The sequence below is a fragment of the Kocuria rhizophila genome (assembly GCF_003667225.1).
GTDB classification, from domain to species: domain Bacteria; phylum Actinomycetota; class Actinomycetes; order Actinomycetales; family Micrococcaceae; genus Kocuria; species Kocuria rhizophila.
Genome location: NZ_RCOM01000044.1, coordinates 1 through 20,714, shown reverse-complemented (window position 1 = coordinate 20,714; position 20,714 = coordinate 1). Strand labels below are relative to the sequence as shown.

The following is a 20,714-nucleotide window of genomic DNA, read 5'->3' as shown; positions in this document are numbered from 1 at the left end:
GGGGAGTACGTGCGGGCACGCACCCTGCGGCTCGTGCAGCCGGCCGCGCTGCTGTGGTGCGCGCTCGCCCTGCTGGCCGTGGTGGCGCTCGCGGCGGGCGCACCGTACGAGCTGGTGACGTTCGCGCTGTCCGGGATGGGGATGGCGCTGTGGTTCCTGGCTGCCTATCTGATCTGCCAGGCCCTGGCACCCCTTTTCATGCGTATGCATGAGCAAATGGGGTGGGTGTGGTGCTGGTTCCTGCTCTCGGGCACCGTGGCCGTGGACCTGATCCGCATGGCCACCGGGCAGCAGTGGTGGGGGCTGCTCAACATGGTGTTCGTGTGGCCGCTCGTGCAGCAGCTCGGGTTCTTTCGCGCGGACGGGTGGTTCGCCGCGCGGTCCCGGGCGACGCTCGTGGCGCTCGCCGCCGGGTGCTACGCGCTGCTCGGGCTGTGCGTGGCCTCCGGTGCCTACGCCCCGGACATGCTCACCAACCTCAACCCGCCCACGGTGTGCATGGTGCTGCTCGGGGTGGCGCAGGCGTGCCTGCTGGAGGTCTTCTCGCCGGCGCTGCGCAGTCTCATGCGGTGGCGGCCCGCGCAGACCGTGGCCCACGTGGTGGGCACCCGCGCCCTGACCATCTACCTGTGGCACCTGCCGCTGGTCGTGGCGGTCATGGCCGCGTGGTTGCTCGCGGGAGGGTACGATCCCGCTCCCGGCTCCGCCGCCTGGTGGTGGCTGCGGATCCCGCTGGCGGTGCTGTGCTGGGCCGTGGTCCTGGCCGTGGCCACCGCGCTGCGGCGGGTCGAGGCGGCGTCGACCGCCCCGTGGGGGTCCCGCCCCCTCGCCCTGTCCTGCACGGCGGTGGCCGTGGGGGTGGCGTGCGCCGCGGTGCCGCCGCTGTGGGAGATCGTCACGCTGCTGACCGTGCCCCTCACGGTGGCCGGGGCGGTGGGTTCCGTGGTGGCCGTGGTGCTGCTGCGCAGCGGGCGGGTGGCCCGGGGCAGCTCGGCCCGCTCCTGAACCGGTGCGATCCGCTCGGGGAGACGGCGCGGGGCTCCCACAGGGCGTGCTGCGGGAGCGTTCCCGGGCCGATAAACGGCCGCCGCCCGCGGTGTGCTCCGTGGGCGGCGGCCGGTCACGCGAGGGTCGGACGCGTCAGCGCTGCTCGTTCGGGCGGGTGAACGGGAACGCCAGCGTGGCGCGGATGTTGGTGCCCGTGAGCATCATGATCATCCGGTCCACACCGATGCCCAGGCCGCCCGTGGGGGGCATGGCGTACTCCAGGGCGGTGAGGAAGTTCTCGTCCACCTCCATGGCCTCCGGGTCACCCGCGGCGGCCTTGTAGGACTGCTCCGTCAGGCGGTTGCGCTGGTCCACCGGGTCCACCAGCTCCGAGTAGGCCGTGCCGATCTCCGCGCCGAACGCCACCAGGTCCCAGCGCTCCGAGAGCCGCGGATCCGTGCGGTGCGTGCGCGTCAGCGGTGAGGTCTCCAGCGGGAAGTCCGTGTAGAACACCGGCAGGGTGGTCTGACCCTCCACCAGCTCGTCGTAGAGCTCCAGGACCACTTCACCGGAGGTCATCTCCTCGCTCCAGTGCACACCGTGGGCGTCCGCGACGGCGCGCACCTCCTCCACCGGGGTGGCGGAGGTGAGCACGGTGCCGGTGGCCTCGGAGACCGCCTGGTGCACGGGGATCACGGGCCACTCGTGGTCCAGGCGGATCCGCTCCTCCCCGCCGTGGCCGTCCGGGCGCACGGCCACGGGCTCGCCGTGAATGGCCGTGGCGACCTCGATGATGAGCTCCCGGGTGAGCTCCCGCATGGTGTTGTAGTCGCCGTGCGCCGCGTACGCCTCCACGGAGGTGAACTCGGGGTTGTGGATGGCGTCCGCGCCCTCGTTGCGGAAGTTGCGGTTGAGCTCGAAGATCTTGTCCATCCCACCCACGCACAGGTGCTTGAGGTAGAGCTCCGGGGCGATGCGCAGGTACAGGTCCGCGTTGTACGCGTTGATGTGGGTGCGGAACGGGCGAGCGCTCGCGCCGCCGTGCACGGCCTGCAGCATGGGGGTCTCCACCTCCATGTAGCCGCGTTCCATGAAGGACTGGCGCATGGCGGCGATCCCCCGTGAGCGGGCCCGCAGCAGCCGAGAGGACTCCTTGTTCACGATCAGGTCCAGGTAGCGCTGACGCACACGGGCCTCGGGGTTGGTGAACCCGGTGTGGGGGCTCGGCACGGGCCGCAGGGACTTGGACGCCATGGCCCAGGAGGTTGCCAGCAGGGACGGCTCCCCGCGGCGGCTGCGGCCCAGGGTGCCGGTGACGGACACGTGGTCACCGGCGTCCACGGCGCGCCGCCACAGCGCCAGCAGCTCGGGGCTCACGGCGGAGTCCTCCAGGACCACCTGCAGCCGCACGTCGTGCTCCTCGATCACGGCGAAGACGACGCCGCCGAAGTCCCGCAGCTCGCGCACGCGCCCTCCCAGCGAGACGGGCTCGGTGACCGTGGCCTCCGCGCCCTCCTCGATGATCTGCCGTGCCCGTTCCAGGGACATCGTGTAGGGCACGCCCACGGGGTAGGGCTCCATGCCCGCCGCGCGCAGCACATCCAGCTTGTCGTGGCGGACCCGCTGCTGCTCGGTGAGGTGGCGTACCGGGCGGGGCGGGGTGAGCAGCTCGCGGTCCTGTTCGAGAGAGAGGTCCGCGAGCCGCACGGGAGCGCCGCCGGGCCCCGCGACGAGTGCCTCGCCGTCGTGCCCCGGACGCGGTGAGCGGCCCGGCAGGAAGCCCTCCGCGCGGCCGGCCGCGATCCCGATGTGCGGGAGGTTCGCGGCGGAGTCGTAGCAGACGAAGCGGGCGTCCCAGCGGGGCAGGTACTTGGCGTTGGCCTCGTACAGGGACTCGAGCTGCCAGAAACGGTTGCCCCAGGTGAGCACACGGTCCGCGAGGCGCACGCCCACGCCGGCGCCCACCTTGTCCGCGCCGGTGAACACGGAGCGGAACATCGCGAAGTTGAGGGAGACCTCGCGCACGCCCAGGTCCCCGCCCTCCTCGGCGAGGGTGGCCACCATGGCCTCGTTCACGCCGTTGGGGGCCTCGGGGGAGCGGCGCATCAGGTCCAGGGACAGTCCACGCGTGCCCCACGGGACGAAGGACTGCAGGGCCACGATCTGCCCGGAGGCGTCCCGCACCAGTACGGCCACGCTGCGCCCGTCCGTGCGGTCGGCCAGCCGGTTCAGGGCCATGGAGAAGCCGCGGTCCGCCTCGTCCCCGCGCCACTGCTCGGAGAGCTCGACGATCTGCTGCATGGTGGTGGCGTCCAGCTGGCTGTGGCGCTGCACGGTGACGGTGCAGCCGGCCTCGCGCACACGGGCCACAGCGCGCTTGACCGGGCGCATCGCGCGGCCCTCGAGCGTGAACGTGTCGGTGTCCAGGACGGCTTCGTCGCCGAGCGGGCGGGCCCGCAGTCCGGCCTTCACGTACGCCTCGGCGCCGGTCTCGGAGGCGGACAGCACCCCCATCCGCCAGGCGTGCTCGCGCCCCTCACGCAGCCACGCGGCAATCGCGTCCTGCCACGCGTCCGGGTGGCCCAGCGGGTCGCCGGACGCCAGGCAGACGGTGCCGATCACCCGGTAGGACACGGCCGCACGCCCGTCTGCGGAGAAGATCACGGACTTGTCCCGGCGGGTGGCGAAGTACCCCAGCGAGTCCTGCCCACCGTTCGTGGCGAGGAGCCTGCGGACGTGCAGCTCCTCCTCGGGGCCCATGACCTCGGCCCGCTGGGCGGACTGGGTGAAGCGCCACACGGCGAAGAAGAGCACGGCGGCGCCCAGGACGCCACCCAGCGTGGCGAGCCAGTGCGGGCCCGGAGAGCCGTCCGAGATGCTGCGGGGCAGGGACAGGCCCGTGACGCTGCGGAACGAGAACCACAGGTGCTCGATGCCGTGCAGGTGGGTGGGGACCAGCCAGGAGACGGTGAACACGAGCGCAATGACCAGGAGCAGACCGCTCAGCAGGGTGAGCAGCGCCTGCCGGGTCGCGCCGCGGCGCGTGCGGGCAGGGAAGTCGCTCCTGCGCACGATGAACGCGACGATCCACGCCGCCGTGATCACGACCCCCGCGCCGAGCAGGATCCCGTCCAGGACCTCGAACTCGGGTTCGAAGGACTCCACAGCCAGGGCGATGCCCAGCAGGACGTAGATCAGCATCTCCACGACCAGTACGCCGAGGGCAACCACCCACGCGATCCGCAGTCCACGTCGTAGTGCCGCCCCCACGATGAACAGACTGAGGGCCAGGAACAGGTTGGGCCCTGCCGGCACACCCAGAGCGGTGAAGACGTCGTCCACGATGTAGAGCGCCTCGCGCCGCGGGAACGGGATGGAGACGAGGGACCACAGCGCGGCCAGGAACACCAGGGTGCTGGCCACGCGTGGCAGGCGGTGGTGGGTTGTGTGCATGCGTGTCACTTCCTGTCTCCGGCGGTCGCACGCCGGGGCGGGGTGCTCGAATCTCTGACCGGCTTCATTGGTACCACGGACCGCAGGGGTGGTGGTCCCCCGGTCCGGGGAGGCGGTGGTCGTCACGGCCCCAGGTGCTCGAGCACCGGGGGCAGCAGCCGGGGCACCACCAGGGGGTGCACCTGGTGGCCCATGCCGGGGATGGTGAGGAAGCGGGCTCCGGAGATGGCGTCTGCGGTGGCGGGGCCACCGTCCGGGCGCACGATCCTGTCGCGGTCCCCGTGGACCACCAGCGTGGGCGCCGTGATCCGGGCCAGTGCCTCGGTGCGGTCGCCGGACGCGCGGATGGCGCCGATCTGACGACGCATCGCCGCGGCCTCGTGCCGCGGGTCCAGGCTGCGGTCCCAGTGGGCCGCCGCGAGCCGTCGCTCGTGCGCCCGGTCCACGGGGAAGCCTGTGCCCGCCAGGTGCCGAGCCATCACGAGCCGCGAGGCGATGAACGCGCCCCGGGTGCGTGCGCCGGGCAGTGCCAGCATGGCGGCCGTGGACGCGGCGACCGTTCCCACCGACGGCGCGCCCGTGGTGGAGCACAGGGAGACCAGCCGCCGCACCCGCCGGGGGTGGTGGGCCGCGAGTGTCTGGGCAATCATCCCGCCCAGGGAGAACCCCAGGACGTCCGCGCACTCCACGTCCAGCACCTCCAGCGTGTCGGCGACGTCCTGGGCCATGTCCTCCACGGTGTACTGTCCCGCGGGCAGGTTCCCGCGCAGCAGCTGCCGGGCAGTGGGGGAGGCCGAGGACGCACGGAAGGACCGGCCCACGTCCCGGTTGTCGATGCGGATCACGCGGTGACCGTGCTCGCACAGTCCGGTCACGAACTGTTCCGGCCACGAGGTGAGGTCGAAGCCGATCCCGGTCACCAGGACCAGGGGCCTGCCGGTGTCCGGGCCGTCCGTGCGGACGCACATGAACCGCTCGGGGTCCAGATGGACGACACGCTCTTCGCCGTCCACCCCGGGAGGGCGCACGGGGGCGGAGGGCGGAGCGGGAGGTGCCGCGGCGTCGTCGTGGTGGGCGGTGGTTCGGCGGCTGCCCGCAGGGCCCGGCCTGCCCGGTGGAACGGGGAACCGAGACCGTTGCCCGGCCGCCGTCACCGCAGGACCACGGTCTTGCCCTCGTGCAGGATCACCCGGCCCTCGCAGTGCCAGCGGACGGCGTCCGAGAGCGCCTTGCACTCGGTGTCCCTGCCCGCGGCCACGAGGTCCTCCGGCCCGTAGGCGTGGTTCACCTCCACCACCTGCTGGGCGATGATCGGCCCCTCGTCCAGCTCAGCGTTGACGTAGTGCGCGGTGGCGCCCACGGTCTTGACCCCGCGCGCATAGGCCTGGTGGTACGGCTTGGCGCCCTTGAAGGACGGCAGGAACGAGTGGTGGATGTTGATCACCCGGCCCTCCATCCGGGTGGCCAGGGAGTCGCTGAGTACCTGCATGTACCGGGCGAGCACCACCAGGTCCACCTCGAAGCGGTCCACGAGCTCCAGCAGCCGCGCCTCCGCCTCCGGCTTGGTGTCCTTGGTGACGGGCACGTGGAAGAACGGGATGCCGTGCCACTCCACCAGGCGCTGGTGGTCCAGGTGGTTGGAGACCACGGCCACGATCTCCACCGGCAGCTCCCCGGTGCGGGCGCGGAAGAGCAGGTCGTTGAGGCAGTGCTCGAACTTGGAGACCATCACCAGCACGCGGCGCCGGGCCCGGTGCTCGTGCAGCTCCCAGCGCATCCCGAACCGCTCGGCCACCGGGGTGAGATCACGCCGCAGGGCGTCCTCGGACAGTGCGCTGCCCTCCAGAGGGGCCATGTGCACGCGCATGAAGAAGTGGCCCAGGCGGCGGTCGTCGTACTGGGTCAGCTCCACGATGTTGGCACCGTGCTCCAGGAGCACACCGCTCACGGCGTGCACGATCCCCGGCTGCTCGGCGCAGTCGAGGGTCAGCACCAGTTCGGTGGGGCTGGACTCGCTGGCGGGAACCGCTCCGGACGTCATGGGCTGCGGGATGCTCACGGGTTCTCCTCGTGCTCGGTCGGTGGTTCGGAAACGGGTCGGTCGGAGCCGCAGCCCGCGCTCGTCCCAGGGGACGTCGTGGGGAGGCGAACCCGGTCATGGCGCCTGGCACCAGGTGCTGCGGGCGGCGTGGGGGAGGTGCGCGGCATGATCTGCCGCCGCCCCTCACCTGTGCGCCGCAGCCGCACCTGTACGGGCCCCAGTGTCGTGGACACTGCCCGTCCCACGGGGGAGGCGCGCGGGTGCGAGTCAGTAGTCGGTACGGTCCGGGTTCGCCTTCCAGGCCTCGAAGGGCTCGGTGCAGTTCTCCACGGACTTGTGCTCCACGGGAAGCATGGCGTCCCGCTGCTCCCGGGACGCTGTGAAGAAGTCGTGGAAGGCGGCGTCGTCGAAACCGCCCTGCGCGGCGTCGTGACGGTCCGCCGCGAAGTACACGCGGGCCAGCCGGGCCCACAGCGCCGCGCAGAGGCACATGGGGCACGGTTCGCAGCTGACGTAGAGCGTGGCTCCGGAGAGATCGTGCGTGCCCAGGGCGGTGGCCGCCGCGCGGATGACAGAGATCTCGGCGTGCGCCGTGGGATCGTTCTCGGCAGTGACGCGGTTGACCGCAACGAACTCCTGCCCGTCCGCAGTGACCAGCACTGCGCCGAACGGGCCACCGCCCTCCGAGGCGCTGCGGGTGGCCGCATCGATGGCGGTGCGCAGGTGCGTGCGGACCGCGTCCTGGCCGGGGGTTTTCTCGGGTGTCATGGGAGTTCCTTTCGCGCGGGGGCGGTGAATGCCGTGGACACTGCCGATGGTGCCACTGCCTGTCGCGGGCGGCCCCTCCGGGGCGGCTTCGCCGGGGCGCATAGGCTCACGGCATGGACACTCCCACGCCCACTCCCCGCCGCATTCTGGTGGCCGGGGTCAGCGGCGCGGGCAAGACCACGCTCTGCCGGGAGATCGCCAGGCGATCCGGGATTCCCCACACGGAGATCGACGCACTGTTCCACGGTCCGGGCTGGACCCCGCGCCCCGAGTTCGTCGCGGACGTGCAGCGCCTGGTGTCCCAGCCGTCGTGGGTCACGGAGTGGCAGTACGACGCCGCCCGCCCCCTTCTCGCCGAGCGCGCCGACACCCTCGTGTGGCTCGACCTCCCCTTCTGGACGGTGACGTTCCCTCGTGTGGTGCGTCGGACCGTGCGGCGCAGCCTGCGCCGCGAAGAACTGTGGAACGGCAACCGGGAAGCCCCGCTGCGCAGCATCGTCACAGACCCGGAGCACATCATCCGCTGGGCGGTGGCCACACGGAACGGCTGCCGGCACCGCATCCCCGTCCTGGAGCGCACCCACCCGTCCCTGCATGTGGTCCGGCTGCGCACCCCGCGGGAAGCGCGCGAGTGGGTCGCGGCCACGTGGTCTCGCGAGGACCACGCGGCGGCCTGACTCCCTCCGCAGATACGGCACGCGCTCGTGCGGCAAGGCACCCTGCCCTGGGACAGGACGTGGCCGCCGAACGAGCTGCTCGGCGGCGACGTCGTGCCACGGGCGTGCGCGCAGGGCGCACTGCTGGTCAGATCTTCAGGTGCACCAGGCTCGGGCCCTTCGTGGCGAGCGCCTTCTGCACGGTCTCCGCGAGGGTGTCCATGGTGGCGGGGAACCCGGTGGCGCCGAAGCCTTCCGCGAGCTTGACCCAGTTCGGCTGCACGAGGTCCACGGCCAGGGGGTCGATGTCCCGGTCCACCATGTTCTGCCGGATCTCCCCATAGCCCCCGTTGTCCACGCAGATCACGGGCAGGTCCAGGTTCAGCTCCACTGCGGTCATGAGCTCCTGGATGGAGAACATCAGGGCCCCGTCACCCACCAGGCACACCACCGGACGCTCCGGCGCGGCCAGCTTGGCGCCCACCGCCGCGGGCAGCCCGTAGCCCAGCGTGGCGTACGTGCCCATGTAGAGCAGCGAGTGCGGCGCGGGCGCACGGAAGAACGTGGTGGAGCCCATGTAGGTGACCTGGGAGGAGTCACCGGCCAAGATGGTGTCGTCCGGGACCACCTCCATGATGGTCTCGTTGAGCGCGGCGAGGTCCGGCGCCCACTGGCGGCCCTCCTCGTCCATGGCGTCGAAGACCTCGCGCAGGTCCCGCTCGGGGCGGGGCGCGGCGTCGGAGGCCTCGAACGCGGCGCGCAGCCCGTCGAGCAGCTGCGGCACCACCGCGGCGGCGTTGCCGGGGACCTCCACGTCCGGGGTGAGGTTGCACAACATCTGGTCGCGCATGATGTCCACGCGCACGATCGGGCCCTGCGGGGTGATGTCACCGCCCCACAGCTCGGCCTCGCCCACCTTGGAGCCGATCACGAGCAGCGCGTCCGCGGAGCGCAGGAACTCGTGCGCGGTGCTCAGCCGCAGGTCCGCGCCCAGCGAGAGCCGGTGCTTCTCCGGGATCGCGCCCTTGCCGTTGGTCGTGGTGATCACGGGGGCCTCGAGCAGCTCGGCCAGCTCCAGCAGCCGGTCCCCGGCCGCGAGCGAGCCGCCGCCGGCCAGGATGACCGGGCGCTCACTGGCCGCGAGCGCGGAGACGGCCGCGGCGACGTCGTGCTCCGGGGCGGGCGTGGGTTCGCCGAGGGGACGCGGCGCCGTCGCGGACTCGGGGACGTCCGCCGCGGTCTCCAGGATGTCCAGCGGGATCTCGATGTGGATGGGACGGGGCCGCGAGTGCGCGAAGTCCCGCATGGCGTCGTGGATCATGGTCACGGCCTCGGCGCCGGAGGTCACGCGGCGGGAGACACCCACGATCGCGTTGACGGCGGCGGAGGGGTTCTTGGTCTCGTGCAGCGAGCCGATGTCCCGGAAGTCGTGGCCCACGGGGCGCCCCGGGGACAGCAGGATCATGGGCCGGGACTCGGCGTATGCGGTGGCCGCGCCGGACAGCGAGTTCAGCAGGCCGGGACCGGAGGTGGTGATGACCACGCCGGGCAGCCCGCGCACCTGGGACCAGCCGTCCGCGCCGTAGGACGCGCCCTGCTCGTGGCGCGTGGTGATCGCGGTGATCCCGAGCTCGCGCAGCGGCCGGTAGAACTCCAGAGAGTGGGTTCCGGGGATCCCGAACACGGTGTCGATGCCGTACCCGCGCAGGGTCTCCAGCACGGCCGTGGCCACGGTGCGCTCGGGGCGCGACGCCGCCTGGGTCCCCCCGGTCTCGGGGGTGCTGTTCTCGGTGCTCATGCCTTGGACTCCTGGATGCGTCGGTTCCACTCTTCACTGATCTGGGGTGGCGTGGGCCTGGTCACCAGCGACACCACCACGAATACTACGGCCGAGCTGACGAGTCCCAGGTAGATGGGGGCGTTGGCCAGCACGCCGAAGGCGAGCATCCCCGCCACGGTGGCCACCACACCGGCGGCCATGGACCACAAGGCCCCGGCCGCGGTGCCCCGGCGCCAGACCAGCCCGCCCAGCACGGCCACGAGCAGCCCGCCCACCAGCAGGTCGTACGCGATGGTCAGGGCCACCACGGTGGAGCTGACCAGCATGGACAGTGCGGTGATCACGAGTCCGACCACCACCACGTACACCCGGTCCTTCGTCACGGAGGCCTCCTCCGAGCGGGCACGCTCCACGTCCTCGGGGGAGGCTCCGAACAGTCCACGCAGCGTGGGGACCACGTCCACGCGGGCCACGGTGGCCGCGGCGATCGTGGCGCCGGAGGCCGTGGACATCATGGCCGCGACCCCGGCCGCGAGAACGACCCCGCCCAGGCCGGCGGGCACGTGGTACTGGGCCATGGCCGCAAAGGCCTCCTCGGGCACCTCGAGGGTGGGGAGCACGGCGGCCGCGGCGGTGCCGATCAGGGCGCCGGCCACGCCGTAGACGGCCACGTACCCGGCCGCGGCCAGCCCGCCCCAGCGGGCGACCTTGGGGGAGCGGGCCGTGAACACGCGCTGCCAGATGTCCTGGCCGATCAGCATGCCGAAGCCGTAGACCACGAACTGGGTGACGATCGCCTGGAACCCCATGGACCCGGCGAAGAAGTAGGAGGCGTCCAGGCGCTCGGTGATCCCGGACCAGCCACCCCCGGCCGCGAGGGAGAAGGGCAGCAGGATCGCGAAGATCCCGATGGTCATGAACACGAACTGCATGAGGTCCGTGAGCGTGATGGACCACATCCCGCCGAGCACCGAGTAGGCGATCACCACCACGCCGCCCAGCAGGATGGCCCACGGCCGGGAGATGGGGAACAGCACGGAGAAGATCGAGGCGTAGGCCGCGGTGGAGGTCACGGCGATCATCACGGTGTACGCGAGCATCACGAACGACGACGCCGTGGCGCCACCGCGCGCGCCGTAGCGCAGCTGCAGCATCTGGGAGACCGTGAACACCTTCAGCGACTGGATGCGCGGCGCGAAGAAGAGGCTCAGCACTGCGAGCCCGGTGGCGATGGCCACCACGAGCCACATCCCGGAGATCCCGTACTGGTAGCCCAGCCCCACACCGCCCACGGTGGAGGCACCGCCCAGCACCACGGCAGCCATGGTGGAGGTGTAGAGGCCCGCACCCAGACGACGCCCGGCCACGCGGTAGTCCGTGGCGGTGCGCGCACGGCGTGCGGCCCACAGCCCGATCACCACCATCGCGGCCAGGTACAGCACGATCACGAGCACGTTCACGGAGGTTCTCCTCGGGCAGGGGGCAGGGTGCCGCGCGTCCTCATCCGGCTGCGTTTCCGGGCGGGTGCGTGGCGTTAGGGTTTATGGACCAGGTCACAAAAACTAGCACCGCGACGATCGGTCGCAGCACCAGGGGCCCCAGCGACGCGGCCCCGGACGACGCCCGGACGATCCCGGGACGAGAGGAGCACGGGTGGAACCGGAACGCATTGTGGAGACCAACAGCGCTGGTGAGCAGCGGGTGGGGCCCGTGAACGCGGCCCTCACTCCGCGCTGGGCCGGGCCTGCCACGTTCGCGCGGCTGCCCCGCACGGACCAGGTGGAGCACACGGACGTGGCCGTGGTGGGCGTGCCGTTCGACTCCGGGGTGTCCTACCGCTCCGGTGCCCGGTTCGGTCCCAACCACGTGCGTGAGTCCTCCCGCCTGCTGCGGCCCTACAACCCCGCGCAGAACCACTCACCGTTCGCCAACCTGCAGGTGGCGGACGCCGGGGACATCGTGGGCAACCCGTTCGACATCCCGGAGGCCATCGAGTCGATCGAGGCCGCGGCCAAGGAGCTCATGGGGGAGTCCACCAAGGTGGTGGCGATCGGCGGTGACCACACCATCGCCCTGCCCCTGCTGCGCGCGGCGCACTCGCGCCACGGCAAGGTGGCGCTGCTGCACTTCGACGCCCACCTGGACACGTGGGACACCTACTTCGGCGCCGAGTACACGCACGGCACCCCGTTCCGGCGCGCGTTCGAGGAGGGGATCATCGACACCGACGCCGTGATGCACGTGGGCACTCGCGGCCCCCTCTACGGCACGCAGGACCTCGAGGACGACGCCCGCTTCGGCTTCGAGATCGTCTCCTCCGCGGACGTCATGCGCTCCGGCGTGGACGCCGTGGTCGCGGCCCTGCGCGAGCGCGTGGGGGACCGCCCGCTCTACATCTCCCTGGACATCGACGTCCTGGATCCCGCCCACGCCCCGGGCACCGGAACCCCCGAGGCCGGTGGCATCACGAGCCGCGAGGTTCTGGAGATCCTGCGCGGACTGCGCGGGCTGGACGTGGTCGCGTGCGACGTCGTGGAGGTCTCGCCCGCGTACGACCACGCGGAGCTCACCGGGATCGCCGCCGCGCACGTGGTCTACGAGCTGATCTCCCTGATCAGCCTGGGCGCCGACGCCGCCGCGGACGGTCCCGCGTACGGCATCTCGGGCGCGCGCTACGGAGCAGACAAGTGAGCGGCTTCGCGTCCCGCGCGGACGAGTTCCGTCCCTCCCCGGTCCGCGCCGTGTTCGAGGTGGCCCGCGACCCCTCCGTGGTCTCGCTGGCCGGCGGCAACCCGGACCTGTCCGTGCTGCCCGCGGACGCGGTGGGCGACGTCGCGTCCCTGCTGCTGCGCGGGCGCGCCGGGGAGATCCTGCAGTACGGCTCGGGTGCCGGCATGGACGGGCTGCGCGAGCTGGTCGTGAAGCTCATGGCGCGCGGCGGGTCCACCGTGACCGGCGCGGACATCCTGCCCACCACGGGCTCGCAGGCCGGGCTGGACCTCGTGACCAAGCTCTACTGCAACCCCGGTGACGTGATCGTGGCCGAGGGGCCCACCTACGTGGGAGCGCTCGGCGTGTTCGGCGCCTACGAGGTGGACGTGCACCATGTGGAGATGGATCACGACGGGATGCGGCCGGAAGCCGTGGCCCGGGCGCTCGACGAGCTGGCGGTCCAGGGCAGGCGTGTGCCGTTCGTGTACGCCATCCCGAGCTTCCAGAACCCGACCGGCGTGACCATGCCGGAGGAGCGGCGTCGTGAGCTCGTGGAGGTGTGCGCGCAGCGGGACGTGATGATCGTGGAGGACGACCCGTACGCGCTGCTGGCCTTCGACCGCAGCGAGCCGCTGCCCTCGATGCACGGCATGGACCCCGAGCACGTGATCCACCTGGGCAGCTTCTCCAAGATCTTCGCGCCCGGGCTGCGGGTGGGCTGGATGGCGGCGCCGCCCGAGGTGCGCGGTCGGCTGCAGATCGCCGCGGAGTCCGTGGTGATCCACCCGTCCAATCTGGCGCAGTCGCTCGTGACCTCGTGGGTGGGCTCCGAGCACTGGGAGCCAGCGCTGGACCGGGCCGTGGAGCTCTACAAAGAGCGCTGGACCGCCATGGAGGAGGCACTCACGGAGTACATGCCGGACTCGACATCCTGGACCACGCCGTCCGGCGGGTTCTTCACCTGGGTCACCGCGGAGGAGATCCGCGGCAAGGACATCCTGGCCGAGGCCATCGCCCACGGCGTGGTGCTCGTTCCGGGTTCGGCGTCCTACATGGACGGCCGGGAGTCCAACGCCGCGCGGCTCGCGTTCTCGGGCGTGGCCCCCGCGCGCATCCGTGAAGGGGTCAAGCGCTTCGCGGAGGCGCTGCGGAGCCTCTGACGGGCGCGCACCACGACGCATGGTGTGACGGTCTCGGGCGGGACGGGGAAGGCATCCCCTCCCGCCCGAGGTCTGTCTGACGGGTGTCCTCAGGCCGGCCCATCAGGCAGCTGCTCGAGGGGACCACGGGGCGCTCAGGGCGTACCTGTGGGCCCGTCACACGAGTGCGGACAGCAGGCTGGTGATCATGGCTTCGCGGCGGTCTCTGTCAGCTGAGGGGAACCGCTCGAGCGACGTCGTGAAATCCCTGGACAGCAGGGCAGTGCCGACATTCTTCAGGTCCGCGGCCAGGCTGGTCGCGATGGCGGCGGAGAGAACCTCCGACACCTCGTAGGACAGAAGTGCCACGGCCGCGAGGTCCTGGGCGTAGTTGTGGACCTCCAACAAGTTCTGTCCGTGCCCGGTCTCGTAGAGTTCGGCCCGGACAGCCTCGGATTCCGTGTACCAGTGGCATGCCACGGCAAGGTCCTGGGCGTCCTTGGTGTCGTGGTTCGGAGCTCTGTCCGCCCACGAGCGGAGTTTCAGTGCGGTGTAACCGGCTGGTGATGGCACCCGAACAGTGTCCCCTTGAGGGGTGATTTCCACTGCCTGGGCGTGACGGTGGACGTCTTGGAAACCGGCGACGGTCCACGCCTCCTTGCGCGGCGGAGGGGTGACTGCCCCCGGCGGTTCCTCGACGCGGGGGCCGAAGGGCATGAAGTCCACGGGGATGCCGCCCACGCGGTAGCGCATCTGGCTGTCCCCCAGGCGAGGGTAGATCTTGGTGATGGGTTGATAGGCATCCCATCCGGGAAGTGCCAGGGCGAGGTCCACATCATCTGTCAACCGGATGGGAGCTGAGTCTCCCAGGCCGGAGTGGATGATGTTCCGTGCGTGGGCTCCCACCACCATTACCTGTGATGGTGCGATGTCCGTGTCGTGTCGGAGGCGTTGGACCACCTCTCCCACAACGTCCAGGACCCCTGGGTCAGGGGTGCCAAATGTGAGCATGGCTGTCCTTGACGTGCTGTGCGGCCTCCAGCTGGCGGCTCTCTCCCGCAGACTTCAGGTCGGCGTACACCAGGAGGGGAGGGGCAGGAGACGGAAAGGAGGAGAGCGGGTGGGTTTCATGGTCCGGGGGGAGCCAGAAGGCTGTGTGGATCATGATGTTGGGGTTCCCGTCCTTCCGCCAGCGGTTGGCCAAGACCATCGTGGGGGAGATGTCCTCAACGTAGAGCGTGGCGGTTCCGGGATTCTTGATCCACGACGCCGATTGCTCGCCGCTCACGTAGATCACACCGTGACCGGCAAGGTCCAGGTGGGCAGGATCGCCGTGGAACTGCTGCACCAGGGTCTTGGGTCCGAGCCCCGTGGCATACGCATCGGCCCACCGTTCTGCGAGAACATCCTGGCGCATCAGACGTCTGCTGCGGCGGTCCAGGAATCTCTGCTCGTCGAGGAGCTTCATGGTGGACTGGGCTTGTCCCAGGGACACCTTGGCCGCAGCAGCAACTGTCCTGACGGGGGAGTGGAGCAACTCGGGCCAGGACAGCAGTGCGAAAATGACCTGCGCTCGTCTGGGAGTGAAGAGCCCGGCTGAGGGTCGGAGTGCTCGGCGGTTCTGGACCGTGGCCGGATCGGGTCGACGACCTCGGACGTCGATGAGCACTCCCCCAAATCTGAGGTAGGCATTTCCTGCGGTGTCGAGGAACTGGACACCCGCCACGCGCAGCTCGTGGGCGCTGCGGGGGTTGACCGCCGGCGCGAGAAGGAGAAGGGGGTCGCCGAATTCCCCATCCAGCTGAAGAACACGGGTGAGGGTTGGGCTGTCGGTCACCACGGCGCGGAAACGCTGGGACCCCAGGGGGTGCGTGAGGAGGAGGGGTGTGGGCGTCTCACGTGCCAGGTCTCGCAGTGATGAGGGGCCATCGGCGCCAAGGCGGTACTCGTTCAGACGCCTCTCGATGGCGGTCTGCAGGGTTTCACTCACAGGCCCTCCGTTCATTCATTTCCTGTGTTCAGGATAAATGAACGCGGGTAAAAAATGAACAGACAGGACGTGGCTGCGTTTCCTCATGGGCATGTCAGCGTGCCGGAAGGGGCGGCAGGACCGGCGGCCGCTGCCCGTCGATCCGCACGGGGGCCGGCACACAGGTGACCTTTCCGTGCTCGGAGGTCAGCACAACGGTCTCAGGTCTGGGGTCGGTGCTCGGGGAAGGATGGCTGCGCCCCGCGCCGCCCCCACCGTCCAGCAGCACCCGCGCGGTGCGCTCCAGGGACAACCGGGCGTACCCTGACCGTCCCGCGGCCAGCAAGGCACACGCTGCCGCGGCCATGCCGTATCCGGTGGCGTGATCCAGCGCCTGCACTGGCAGCGCACCCGGCCGCCAGAGCCCGGTGCTGTCCGTGGAGCCGTACCGGTGGGCGATCCCGGTGGCCGCCTGGACAATGCTGTCGAAGCCCCGCGTTCCGGCGCGTGGCCCGGTGGGCTCCCACGCACTGAGCTCCACGTGCACGAGGTGGGGGAACCGCTCACCAACGACGAGCCCCAACGCGGTGAGTGAGCCGGGGCGGTATCCGGTGAGCAGGACGTCCGCCTGGCCGAGCAGCGCCGCCAGGTCCGCAGCTGCGGTCGGGTCGTAGAGGTCCCGCGAGGTGCAGCGCACGCCAAGGTCGGTGTCCAGGTGCTGCCCCAGCAGCTCGGGAATGGCGGGCGGGTCGACGCGGATCACACCCGCGCCCAGTGCCGCCAGGAACTTCGCGGCGGTGGGGCCGGCAATCACCCGGGTCAGCGAGACCACTCGGACGCCGTGGAGGGGCAGAGGGACACCGGCCGCGTGCGGGTGCACCGGTCGCCACGGGTGGCCGTCCGGTCCGGGGGAGCGGTGGCGTCCAGTGGTGTCCAGATCCCCAGCGAGGATGTGCAGCCACGGGCCGGGATCGGTGGCTGCCTCCCGCCGCCACTCGCTCTCACTCACCACACGGGCGGCCACACCTCCCTCTGCGACGATGCGGGACTCAGCGTCCCGGGAGGTGAGGCGAGCCAGTGCGGGCTCCAGCGCGTCGTCGTGGCCGTGCACCGCGTCCATCGCCCTGTGGCTGAGGCCCGGTGCGAGCCCGTCCAGGGCCGTGAGGATCTCCCGCGTGGGCGAATTCTAGGCCCCGTAGAATGGGACAACATGGACACCTCCCGCGCCTCCGCCCCCGACGTCGACCGCACCCGGCTGCTCGAGAGCGCGGCTCGCCTGCGGGAGGTGCTGCGCCACGGCGTGTATTTCCTGCGGAGCATGGAGGGGTCCCGGCAGATCACCAGCCAGCAGATCAGCCTGTTGACCATGCTGCGCCCGGGCGGGGTGCGGATGACCACGATCGCCACCAACCTCGGTGTCCGCACGCCCACCGCCACGCAGGGTGTGGACCGCCTGAGCAGGGCGGGTCTGGTGCGTCGCGATCCCGACCCCACGGACGCCCGCGCCGTGCTGGTGTCCCTCACACCCGCCGGGGAAGAGGTGCTGGCGCGCGAGGACAAGCGCCGCAACGGCTTCGTCGCGGACGTGCTCTCCACACTGGACGCCCGGGAGGTCGCCGCGCTCGACGCCGCGCTGCCGGTCCTCGCCAAACTCGCCACGGGGGACGGCGGGGCGGGTGCAGAGGCGGCAGGGGTCAGCCGCAAGTCCTGAACGGAACTCCTGGAACCGCGTGGCCCGCAGGGCCGAGGTGCACGACGCCGCCGCGGACAGCCGTGGCGCGGACGGCCAGTGCGCGGGCGGCGGCGCTACGGCGATGGCCCGACTGGCGGGGCCCGGCGGCGTCGTGGCGTCTCAGATGGTCTCGGTGACGTCCGCCACAGCGAAGCGCGGGTTGCGCTCGTAGCTCGGCGCCTGGGGGTGGCCCAGGTTGACCACCACGATGGAGCGCTTGCCCGTGCCCTCGAAGAACTCCCGGTCCACGGCGGGGGCGTCGAATCCGGTCATGGGGCCCACGGCCAGACCGGCGGCGCGGGCCGCGATGATGAAGTAGCCCACCTGGATGTGCGCGTTGGCGGTGCCGCTGGACATGCGCAGCTCGGCGTTCTCGTCGTACATGCCCTGCAGCTGCGGGGCCGCGGGGAGGAACTCTGGGAAGCGGGTGTGCCAGTTCTCGTCGAAGGACAGGATGGCGGTCAGCGGAGCCTTGCGGGTCTTCTCCTGGTTGCCACCGTTCATGTGCTGCACCAGGCGCTCGCGGGCCTCGGAGGACTCCACCCACGTGATGCGCAGGGGCTGGGAGTTGAAGGCCGTGGGGCCCATCTTGGTGAGCTCGTAGATGGTGTGCTTCTGCTCCGCGGTTACGGGCTCGTCCGTGAAGTGGCTGGCGGTGCGAGCCGTGGTGAACAGCCGGTCGGCGTCCTCGGTGGTGATGTCGAGGGCGAGCTGCTCGAGGGCGGGAGTGCTCATGGGTGTCCTTCCACGCAGGGGCGCGCGGGCGGCGTCGTACCGCCCGGCGAAATCATTTCGGGGGAAAGCATACCGTTGATGCTCTCCGGCGCGGTCCGAATGTCGGGGACGTCACGCCAGGGATGTACCTTGTCCGGGTGACTTCTGCGTTCCTTCCCGGGCTGGTGACCGGCCTGGCCCTGATCGTGGCCATCGGCGCCCAGAACGCCTTCGTGCTGCGGCAGGGCATCCGCCGCGAGCACGTGGGCGTGGTGGTGGCCATCTGCATCGTCTCGGACATCTTCCTGATCGGGCTGGGCACCGCGGGGATCGGGGTGCTCGTCGAGCAGGTGCCGTGGCTCATCAACGCCTTCCGCTGGGCGGGAGTCGTGTACCTCGCGGTGTTCGCGGTGATGTCCTTCAGATCGGCGCTGAAACCCCAGACCTTGGAGGCCGCGGGCACCGGGGCCGGTTCACTGCGCGGGGTCGTCCTCGCGACGCTCGCGTTCACATGGCTCAACCCCCACGCCTACCTGGATGCGGTCTTGATTCTGGGGAACCTGGCCAACCAGCACGGGGAGCAGCGGTGGATCTTCGCGGCGGGTGCGTTCACGGGGTCGGTCATCTGGTTCACCGCCCTGGGTGCCGGTGCGCGGGCGCTGTCCCACGTGCTGAACACCCCGCTGACGTGGCGCATCGTGGACGTGGGTGTGGGCCTGGTGATGCTGTTCATCGCGGTGCAGCTGGCCCTGATGCCGGCCGTCTGACCCGGCGCCGGCGCTTGCGCCGTGTGCTGAAATGGACTCATGACGCCCACCTCCTCCTACACCAGCAGCGGGACCGGGCGCAGGTCCCAGGAGTTCACTCCCGCCACCGCGGTGCGCGGGTTCCTGGAGCACTCCCGGCGCCGGGCCGCCGACCTCAGCCCCGGCTACGAGCGCGTGTGGGCCCGGGTGGCGGAGGTCGCCTACGCCGCGGAGGGCCTGCAGCAGGACTTCGTGATGGCCGTGGTGGAGGCCTATCCGGCACGCCCCACCCGCCCGGTGCTCAACGCCGTGGCCGCGGGCTTCGAACTGCTCAACACGGCTCTGCTGCTGCGCGGCGAGGGGGTGAGCCCCGGAACGGCGATCGGTGCGGCGTCGCCGGGCGACGCAACCGTGCAGTCCCCTCAGTCTGGGGCGGCCGAGCACGACGACGCTCCGGAGACCTCCGTGGACCCCGTCCACGACACGTCCCTCGCGAGCGAGATCGCCCTGGCCGCCGCCTACCGGATGGTCGCCACGTCCCACGCGCCGGAGTCCCGTCTGATCAAGCTCCTGGAGATCCTGGACCACTCGGTCTTCCACGCCGCGGCGGGGGAGCGGATCCTGGGCGAGCTCACCCAGCGTGCCGCCACGGTCGGGCACGGCGAGGTGCTGGAGGCCCTGCGGATCGGCAGCGCCGTGCCCTGCTACGAGGCACCGCTGCGCGCGGGTGCTGTGCTGGGCGGCGCCCCCACCGCCCACGTGAAGGCCCTCGCGGACACCGGCCGCGCTCTGGGCATGGCCCACGGTCTCGCGCGAGAGCTGCGCCTGGCCGGGCACACGGACCGTGGCCATGGCGCGCGTGAGCTGCTGCGCGCGGACCGCCCCACGGTGCTGGGCACGTTCGTGGCCTCCGGCCCCCACGGCCCCGCGTGGCGCTCCCTGTGCGAGCGCGCTGCGGCGGGCACTCTCACGGACGACGACGCCGCTCACGCCCACGAGCTGCTCGAGCGCTCCGGCTCCGTGCGCGCCGTCGAACGCATGATGGGCACAGCCCGCACCCGCTCCGAGCACGCCATGGCCGGCGGGGACCTGCCCCCGGCCCTGGTGGAGCGCCTGCGGGCGTGGGCGGAGCGGGAACTGGGCTCCCCCCAGAGCTGAACCCCACGAACGCCGACGGCGCCCGGGCCGAAGCCCGGGCGCCGTCGTGGTCCTGCCGGGGCGGAGCGCCCCTGTGCGGGTCAGATCTGCGTGAGAGCCCGCACCGGGTTCTCGATGCAGTCCGCCACGAAGCGGATGAAGCCGCCCGCCGCGCCGCCGTCGCACACGCGGTGGTCGAACGCGATGGTCACGGTGGTGACCTTGCGGACGGCCAGTTCACCGTCCACCACCCACGGCTTGTCGATGATCCGCCCGATGCCCAGGATCGCGGCCTCGGGGTGGTTGATGATCGGGGTGGCGCCGTCCGTGCCGAACACGCCGTAGTTGTTCAGCGTGAACGTGGAACCGCTCAGCTGGGCCGGGCTGGCCTTGCCGGAGCGGGCCACCTCGATGATCTCCCGCATGGCGCCGGTCAGCTCCATGGCGCTGAGCTGGTCCGCGTTGCGCAGGTTCGGCACCATGAGCCCGCGCTCGGACTCCACCGCGAGGCCCAGGTTCACGCCCTGCAGGCGGGTGATGGTCCGCGAGCCGTCCGCGGCGGTGTCCACGCGGGCGTTGAGCTGCGGGAACTTCCGAAGCCCGGCCACGGTGAACCGGGCGATCAGCGCGAGCAGGCTCGGCGTGTTCTCCGGGTCCTTGGCCTTGAGCTCGGAGCGCAGCTTCAGCAGCTCGGTGGCGTCCACGTCCACCCACACGGTGGCTTCGGGGATCTCCGTGCGGGAGCGGGTCATGGCGTCCGCAATGGTCTTGCGCACACCCTTGACGGGCTCCTGCGACGCGATCGGCAGCTCGGTGCGGGAGTCGGTCCCGGCGGCCGCCGGGGACGACGCCGCCGCCGCGCCACCCTGGGGTGCCGCAC

Annotated in this window: 18 protein-coding genes; 7 read left to right on the top strand and 11 right to left on the bottom strand. The window is 71.3% G+C overall.

What is annotated here, in order from left to right:
* Positions 1-1,005, top strand: a 1,005-nt coding sequence (locus tag D9R02_RS07375; RefSeq protein WP_121566662.1) for an acyltransferase family protein, incomplete at its 5' end; no start/stop codon positions are given.
* A 135-nt stretch (positions 1,006-1,140) separates the two neighbouring features.
* Here the strand turns inward: D9R02_RS07375 and lysX are convergent.
* The 4 genes from lysX to D9R02_RS07350 form a co-directional block, all read right to left on the bottom strand.
* Positions 1,141-4,440: a bifunctional lysylphosphatidylglycerol synthetase/lysine--tRNA ligase LysX gene (gene lysX / locus D9R02_RS07370; RefSeq protein WP_121566661.1), complete on the bottom strand. Its 3,300-nt coding sequence runs from the start codon at positions 4,438-4,440 to the stop codon at positions 1,141-1,143.
* A gap of 122 nt (positions 4,441-4,562) precedes the next feature.
* Positions 4,563-5,453: an alpha/beta fold hydrolase gene (locus D9R02_RS07365; RefSeq protein ID WP_259463925.1), complete on the bottom strand. Its 891-nt coding sequence runs from the start codon at positions 5,451-5,453 to the stop codon at positions 4,563-4,565.
* 137 nt (positions 5,454-5,590) lie between these two features.
* Positions 5,591-6,481: a formyltetrahydrofolate deformylase gene (purU, locus tag D9R02_RS07360; protein WP_070637638.1), complete on the bottom strand. Its 891-nt coding sequence runs from the start codon at positions 6,479-6,481 to the stop codon at positions 5,591-5,593.
* Between the two features lie 267 nt (positions 6,482-6,748).
* Positions 6,749-7,249: a nucleoside deaminase gene (locus D9R02_RS07350; RefSeq protein ID WP_102613814.1), complete on the bottom strand. Its 501-nt coding sequence runs from the start codon at positions 7,247-7,249 to the stop codon at positions 6,749-6,751.
* Positions 7,250-7,362: 113 nt separating this feature from the next.
* Between D9R02_RS07350 and D9R02_RS07345 the strand changes: the two genes are divergently transcribed.
* Positions 7,363-7,926, top strand: coding sequence for a P-loop NTPase family protein (locus D9R02_RS07345; RefSeq protein WP_121566659.1), 564 nt, complete (start codon positions 7,363-7,365; stop codon positions 7,924-7,926).
* A gap of 127 nt (positions 7,927-8,053) precedes the next feature.
* Here the strand turns inward: D9R02_RS07345 and D9R02_RS07340 are convergent, their stop codons facing one another.
* Both D9R02_RS07340 and D9R02_RS07335 read right to left on the bottom strand, forming a co-directional pair.
* A complete protein-coding gene (locus D9R02_RS07340) occupies positions 8,054-9,703 on the bottom strand; it encodes a thiamine pyrophosphate-binding protein (protein WP_019310802.1) in 1,650 nt (549 codons plus the stop codon).
* Complete coding sequence (locus D9R02_RS07335; protein WP_039102105.1) at positions 9,700-11,145, bottom strand: sodium:solute symporter family protein; 1,446 nt, start codon at positions 11,143-11,145, stop codon at positions 9,700-9,702. Before D9R02_RS07335 ends, D9R02_RS07340 begins: the two co-directional genes overlap by 4 nt.
* Positions 11,146-11,338: 193 nt before the next feature.
* Between D9R02_RS07335 and speB the strand changes: the two genes are divergently transcribed.
* A complete protein-coding gene (gene speB, locus D9R02_RS07330) occupies positions 11,339-12,376 on the top strand; it encodes an agmatinase (RefSeq protein ID WP_059281563.1) in 1,038 nt (345 codons plus the stop codon).
* A complete protein-coding gene (locus D9R02_RS07325) occupies positions 12,373-13,557 on the top strand; it encodes an aminotransferase-like domain-containing protein (RefSeq protein ID WP_059281564.1) in 1,185 nt (394 codons plus the stop codon). Before speB ends, D9R02_RS07325 begins: the two co-directional genes overlap by 4 nt.
* Before the next feature lie 156 nt (positions 13,558-13,713).
* Here the strand turns inward: D9R02_RS07325 and D9R02_RS07320 are convergent, their stop codons facing one another.
* The 3 genes from D9R02_RS07320 to D9R02_RS07310 form a co-directional block, all read right to left on the bottom strand.
* Positions 13,714-14,547 carry a hypothetical protein gene (locus tag D9R02_RS07320; protein ID WP_121566658.1) on the bottom strand — a complete coding sequence of 278 codons (834 nt, stop codon included), beginning with the start codon at positions 14,545-14,547 and terminating at the stop codon, positions 13,714-13,716.
* Positions 14,525-15,526 (bottom strand): type IV toxin-antitoxin system AbiEi family antitoxin, encoded by a 1,002-nt coding sequence (locus D9R02_RS07315; protein ID WP_019310797.1) that lies wholly within the window; start codon positions 15,524-15,526, stop codon positions 14,525-14,527. The genes D9R02_RS07320 and D9R02_RS07315 overlap by 23 nt, the downstream gene beginning before the upstream one ends.
* Positions 15,527-15,620: 94 nt before the next feature.
* The gene (locus tag D9R02_RS07310; RefSeq protein WP_121566657.1) at positions 15,621-16,625 is read right to left on the bottom strand and encodes a CoA transferase; all 1,005 of its coding nucleotides are present in this window, start codon (positions 16,623-16,625) and stop codon (positions 15,621-15,623) included.
* 90 nt (positions 16,626-16,715) lie between these two features.
* Between D9R02_RS07310 and D9R02_RS07305 the strand changes: the two genes are divergently transcribed.
* Positions 16,716-17,216, top strand: coding sequence for a MarR family winged helix-turn-helix transcriptional regulator (locus D9R02_RS07305; protein WP_121566656.1), 501 nt, complete (start codon positions 16,716-16,718; stop codon positions 17,214-17,216).
* A gap of 141 nt (positions 17,217-17,357) precedes the next feature.
* Here D9R02_RS07305 and D9R02_RS07300 read toward each other — a convergent pair whose 3' ends face one another.
* A complete protein-coding gene (locus D9R02_RS07300; protein ID WP_121566655.1) occupies positions 17,358-17,972 on the bottom strand; it encodes a malonic semialdehyde reductase in 615 nt (204 codons plus the stop codon).
* Positions 17,973-18,094: 122 nt separating this feature from the next.
* On the opposite strand from D9R02_RS07300, the gene D9R02_RS07295 reads away from it, so the two are divergent.
* Both D9R02_RS07295 and D9R02_RS07290 read left to right on the top strand, forming a co-directional pair.
* Positions 18,095-18,718 (top strand): LysE/ArgO family amino acid transporter, encoded by a 624-nt coding sequence (locus tag D9R02_RS07295; protein WP_121566654.1) that lies wholly within the window; start codon positions 18,095-18,097, stop codon positions 18,716-18,718.
* Between the two features lie 39 nt (positions 18,719-18,757).
* Positions 18,758-19,855, top strand: coding sequence for a polyprenyl synthetase family protein (locus D9R02_RS07290; RefSeq protein ID WP_121566653.1), 1,098 nt, complete (start codon positions 18,758-18,760; stop codon positions 19,853-19,855).
* 80 nt (positions 19,856-19,935) lie between these two features.
* On the opposite strand, the gene D9R02_RS07285 is transcribed toward D9R02_RS07290, so the two are convergent.
* Positions 19,936-20,714 (bottom strand): dihydrolipoamide acetyltransferase family protein (locus D9R02_RS07285; protein WP_147435335.1); only part of this gene is annotated, 779 nt, incomplete at its 5' end.

Bases quoted from the DNA above. Each gene is read 5' to 3' on its own strand.
- D9R02_RS07345 (WP_121566659.1), top strand. From the start codon at position 7,363: ATGGACACTCCCACGCCCACTCCCCGCCGCATTCTGGTGGCCGGGGTC.
- D9R02_RS07320 (WP_121566658.1), bottom strand. From the start codon at position 14,547: ATGCTCACATTTGGCACCCCTGACCCAGGGGTCCTGGACGTTGTGGGA.
- D9R02_RS07295 (WP_121566654.1), top strand. From the start codon at position 18,095: ATGTACCTTGTCCGGGTGACTTCTGCGTTCCTTCCCGGGCTGGTGACC.
- D9R02_RS07340 (WP_019310802.1), bottom strand. From the start codon at position 9,703: ATGAGCACCGAGAACAGCACCCCCGAGACCGGGGGGACCCAGGCGGCG.
- D9R02_RS07310 (WP_121566657.1), bottom strand. From the start codon at position 16,625: ATGGACGCGGTGCACGGCCACGACGACGCGCTGGAGCCCGCACTGGCT.
- D9R02_RS07350 (WP_102613814.1), bottom strand. From the start codon at position 7,249: ATGACACCCGAGAAAACCCCCGGCCAGGACGCGGTCCGCACGCACCTG.
- D9R02_RS07300 (WP_121566655.1), bottom strand. From the start codon at position 17,972: ATGAGCACTCCCGCCCTCGAGCAGCTCGCCCTCGACATCACCACCGAG.
- lysX (WP_121566661.1), bottom strand. From the start codon at position 4,440: ATGCACACAACCCACCACCGCCTGCCACGCGTGGCCAGCACCCTGGTG.
- purU (WP_070637638.1), bottom strand. From the start codon at position 6,481: ATGACGTCCGGAGCGGTTCCCGCCAGCGAGTCCAGCCCCACCGAACTG.
- D9R02_RS07305 (WP_121566656.1), top strand. From the start codon at position 16,716: ATGGACACCTCCCGCGCCTCCGCCCCCGACGTCGACCGCACCCGGCTG.
- D9R02_RS07290 (WP_121566653.1), top strand. From the start codon at position 18,758: ATGACGCCCACCTCCTCCTACACCAGCAGCGGGACCGGGCGCAGGTCC.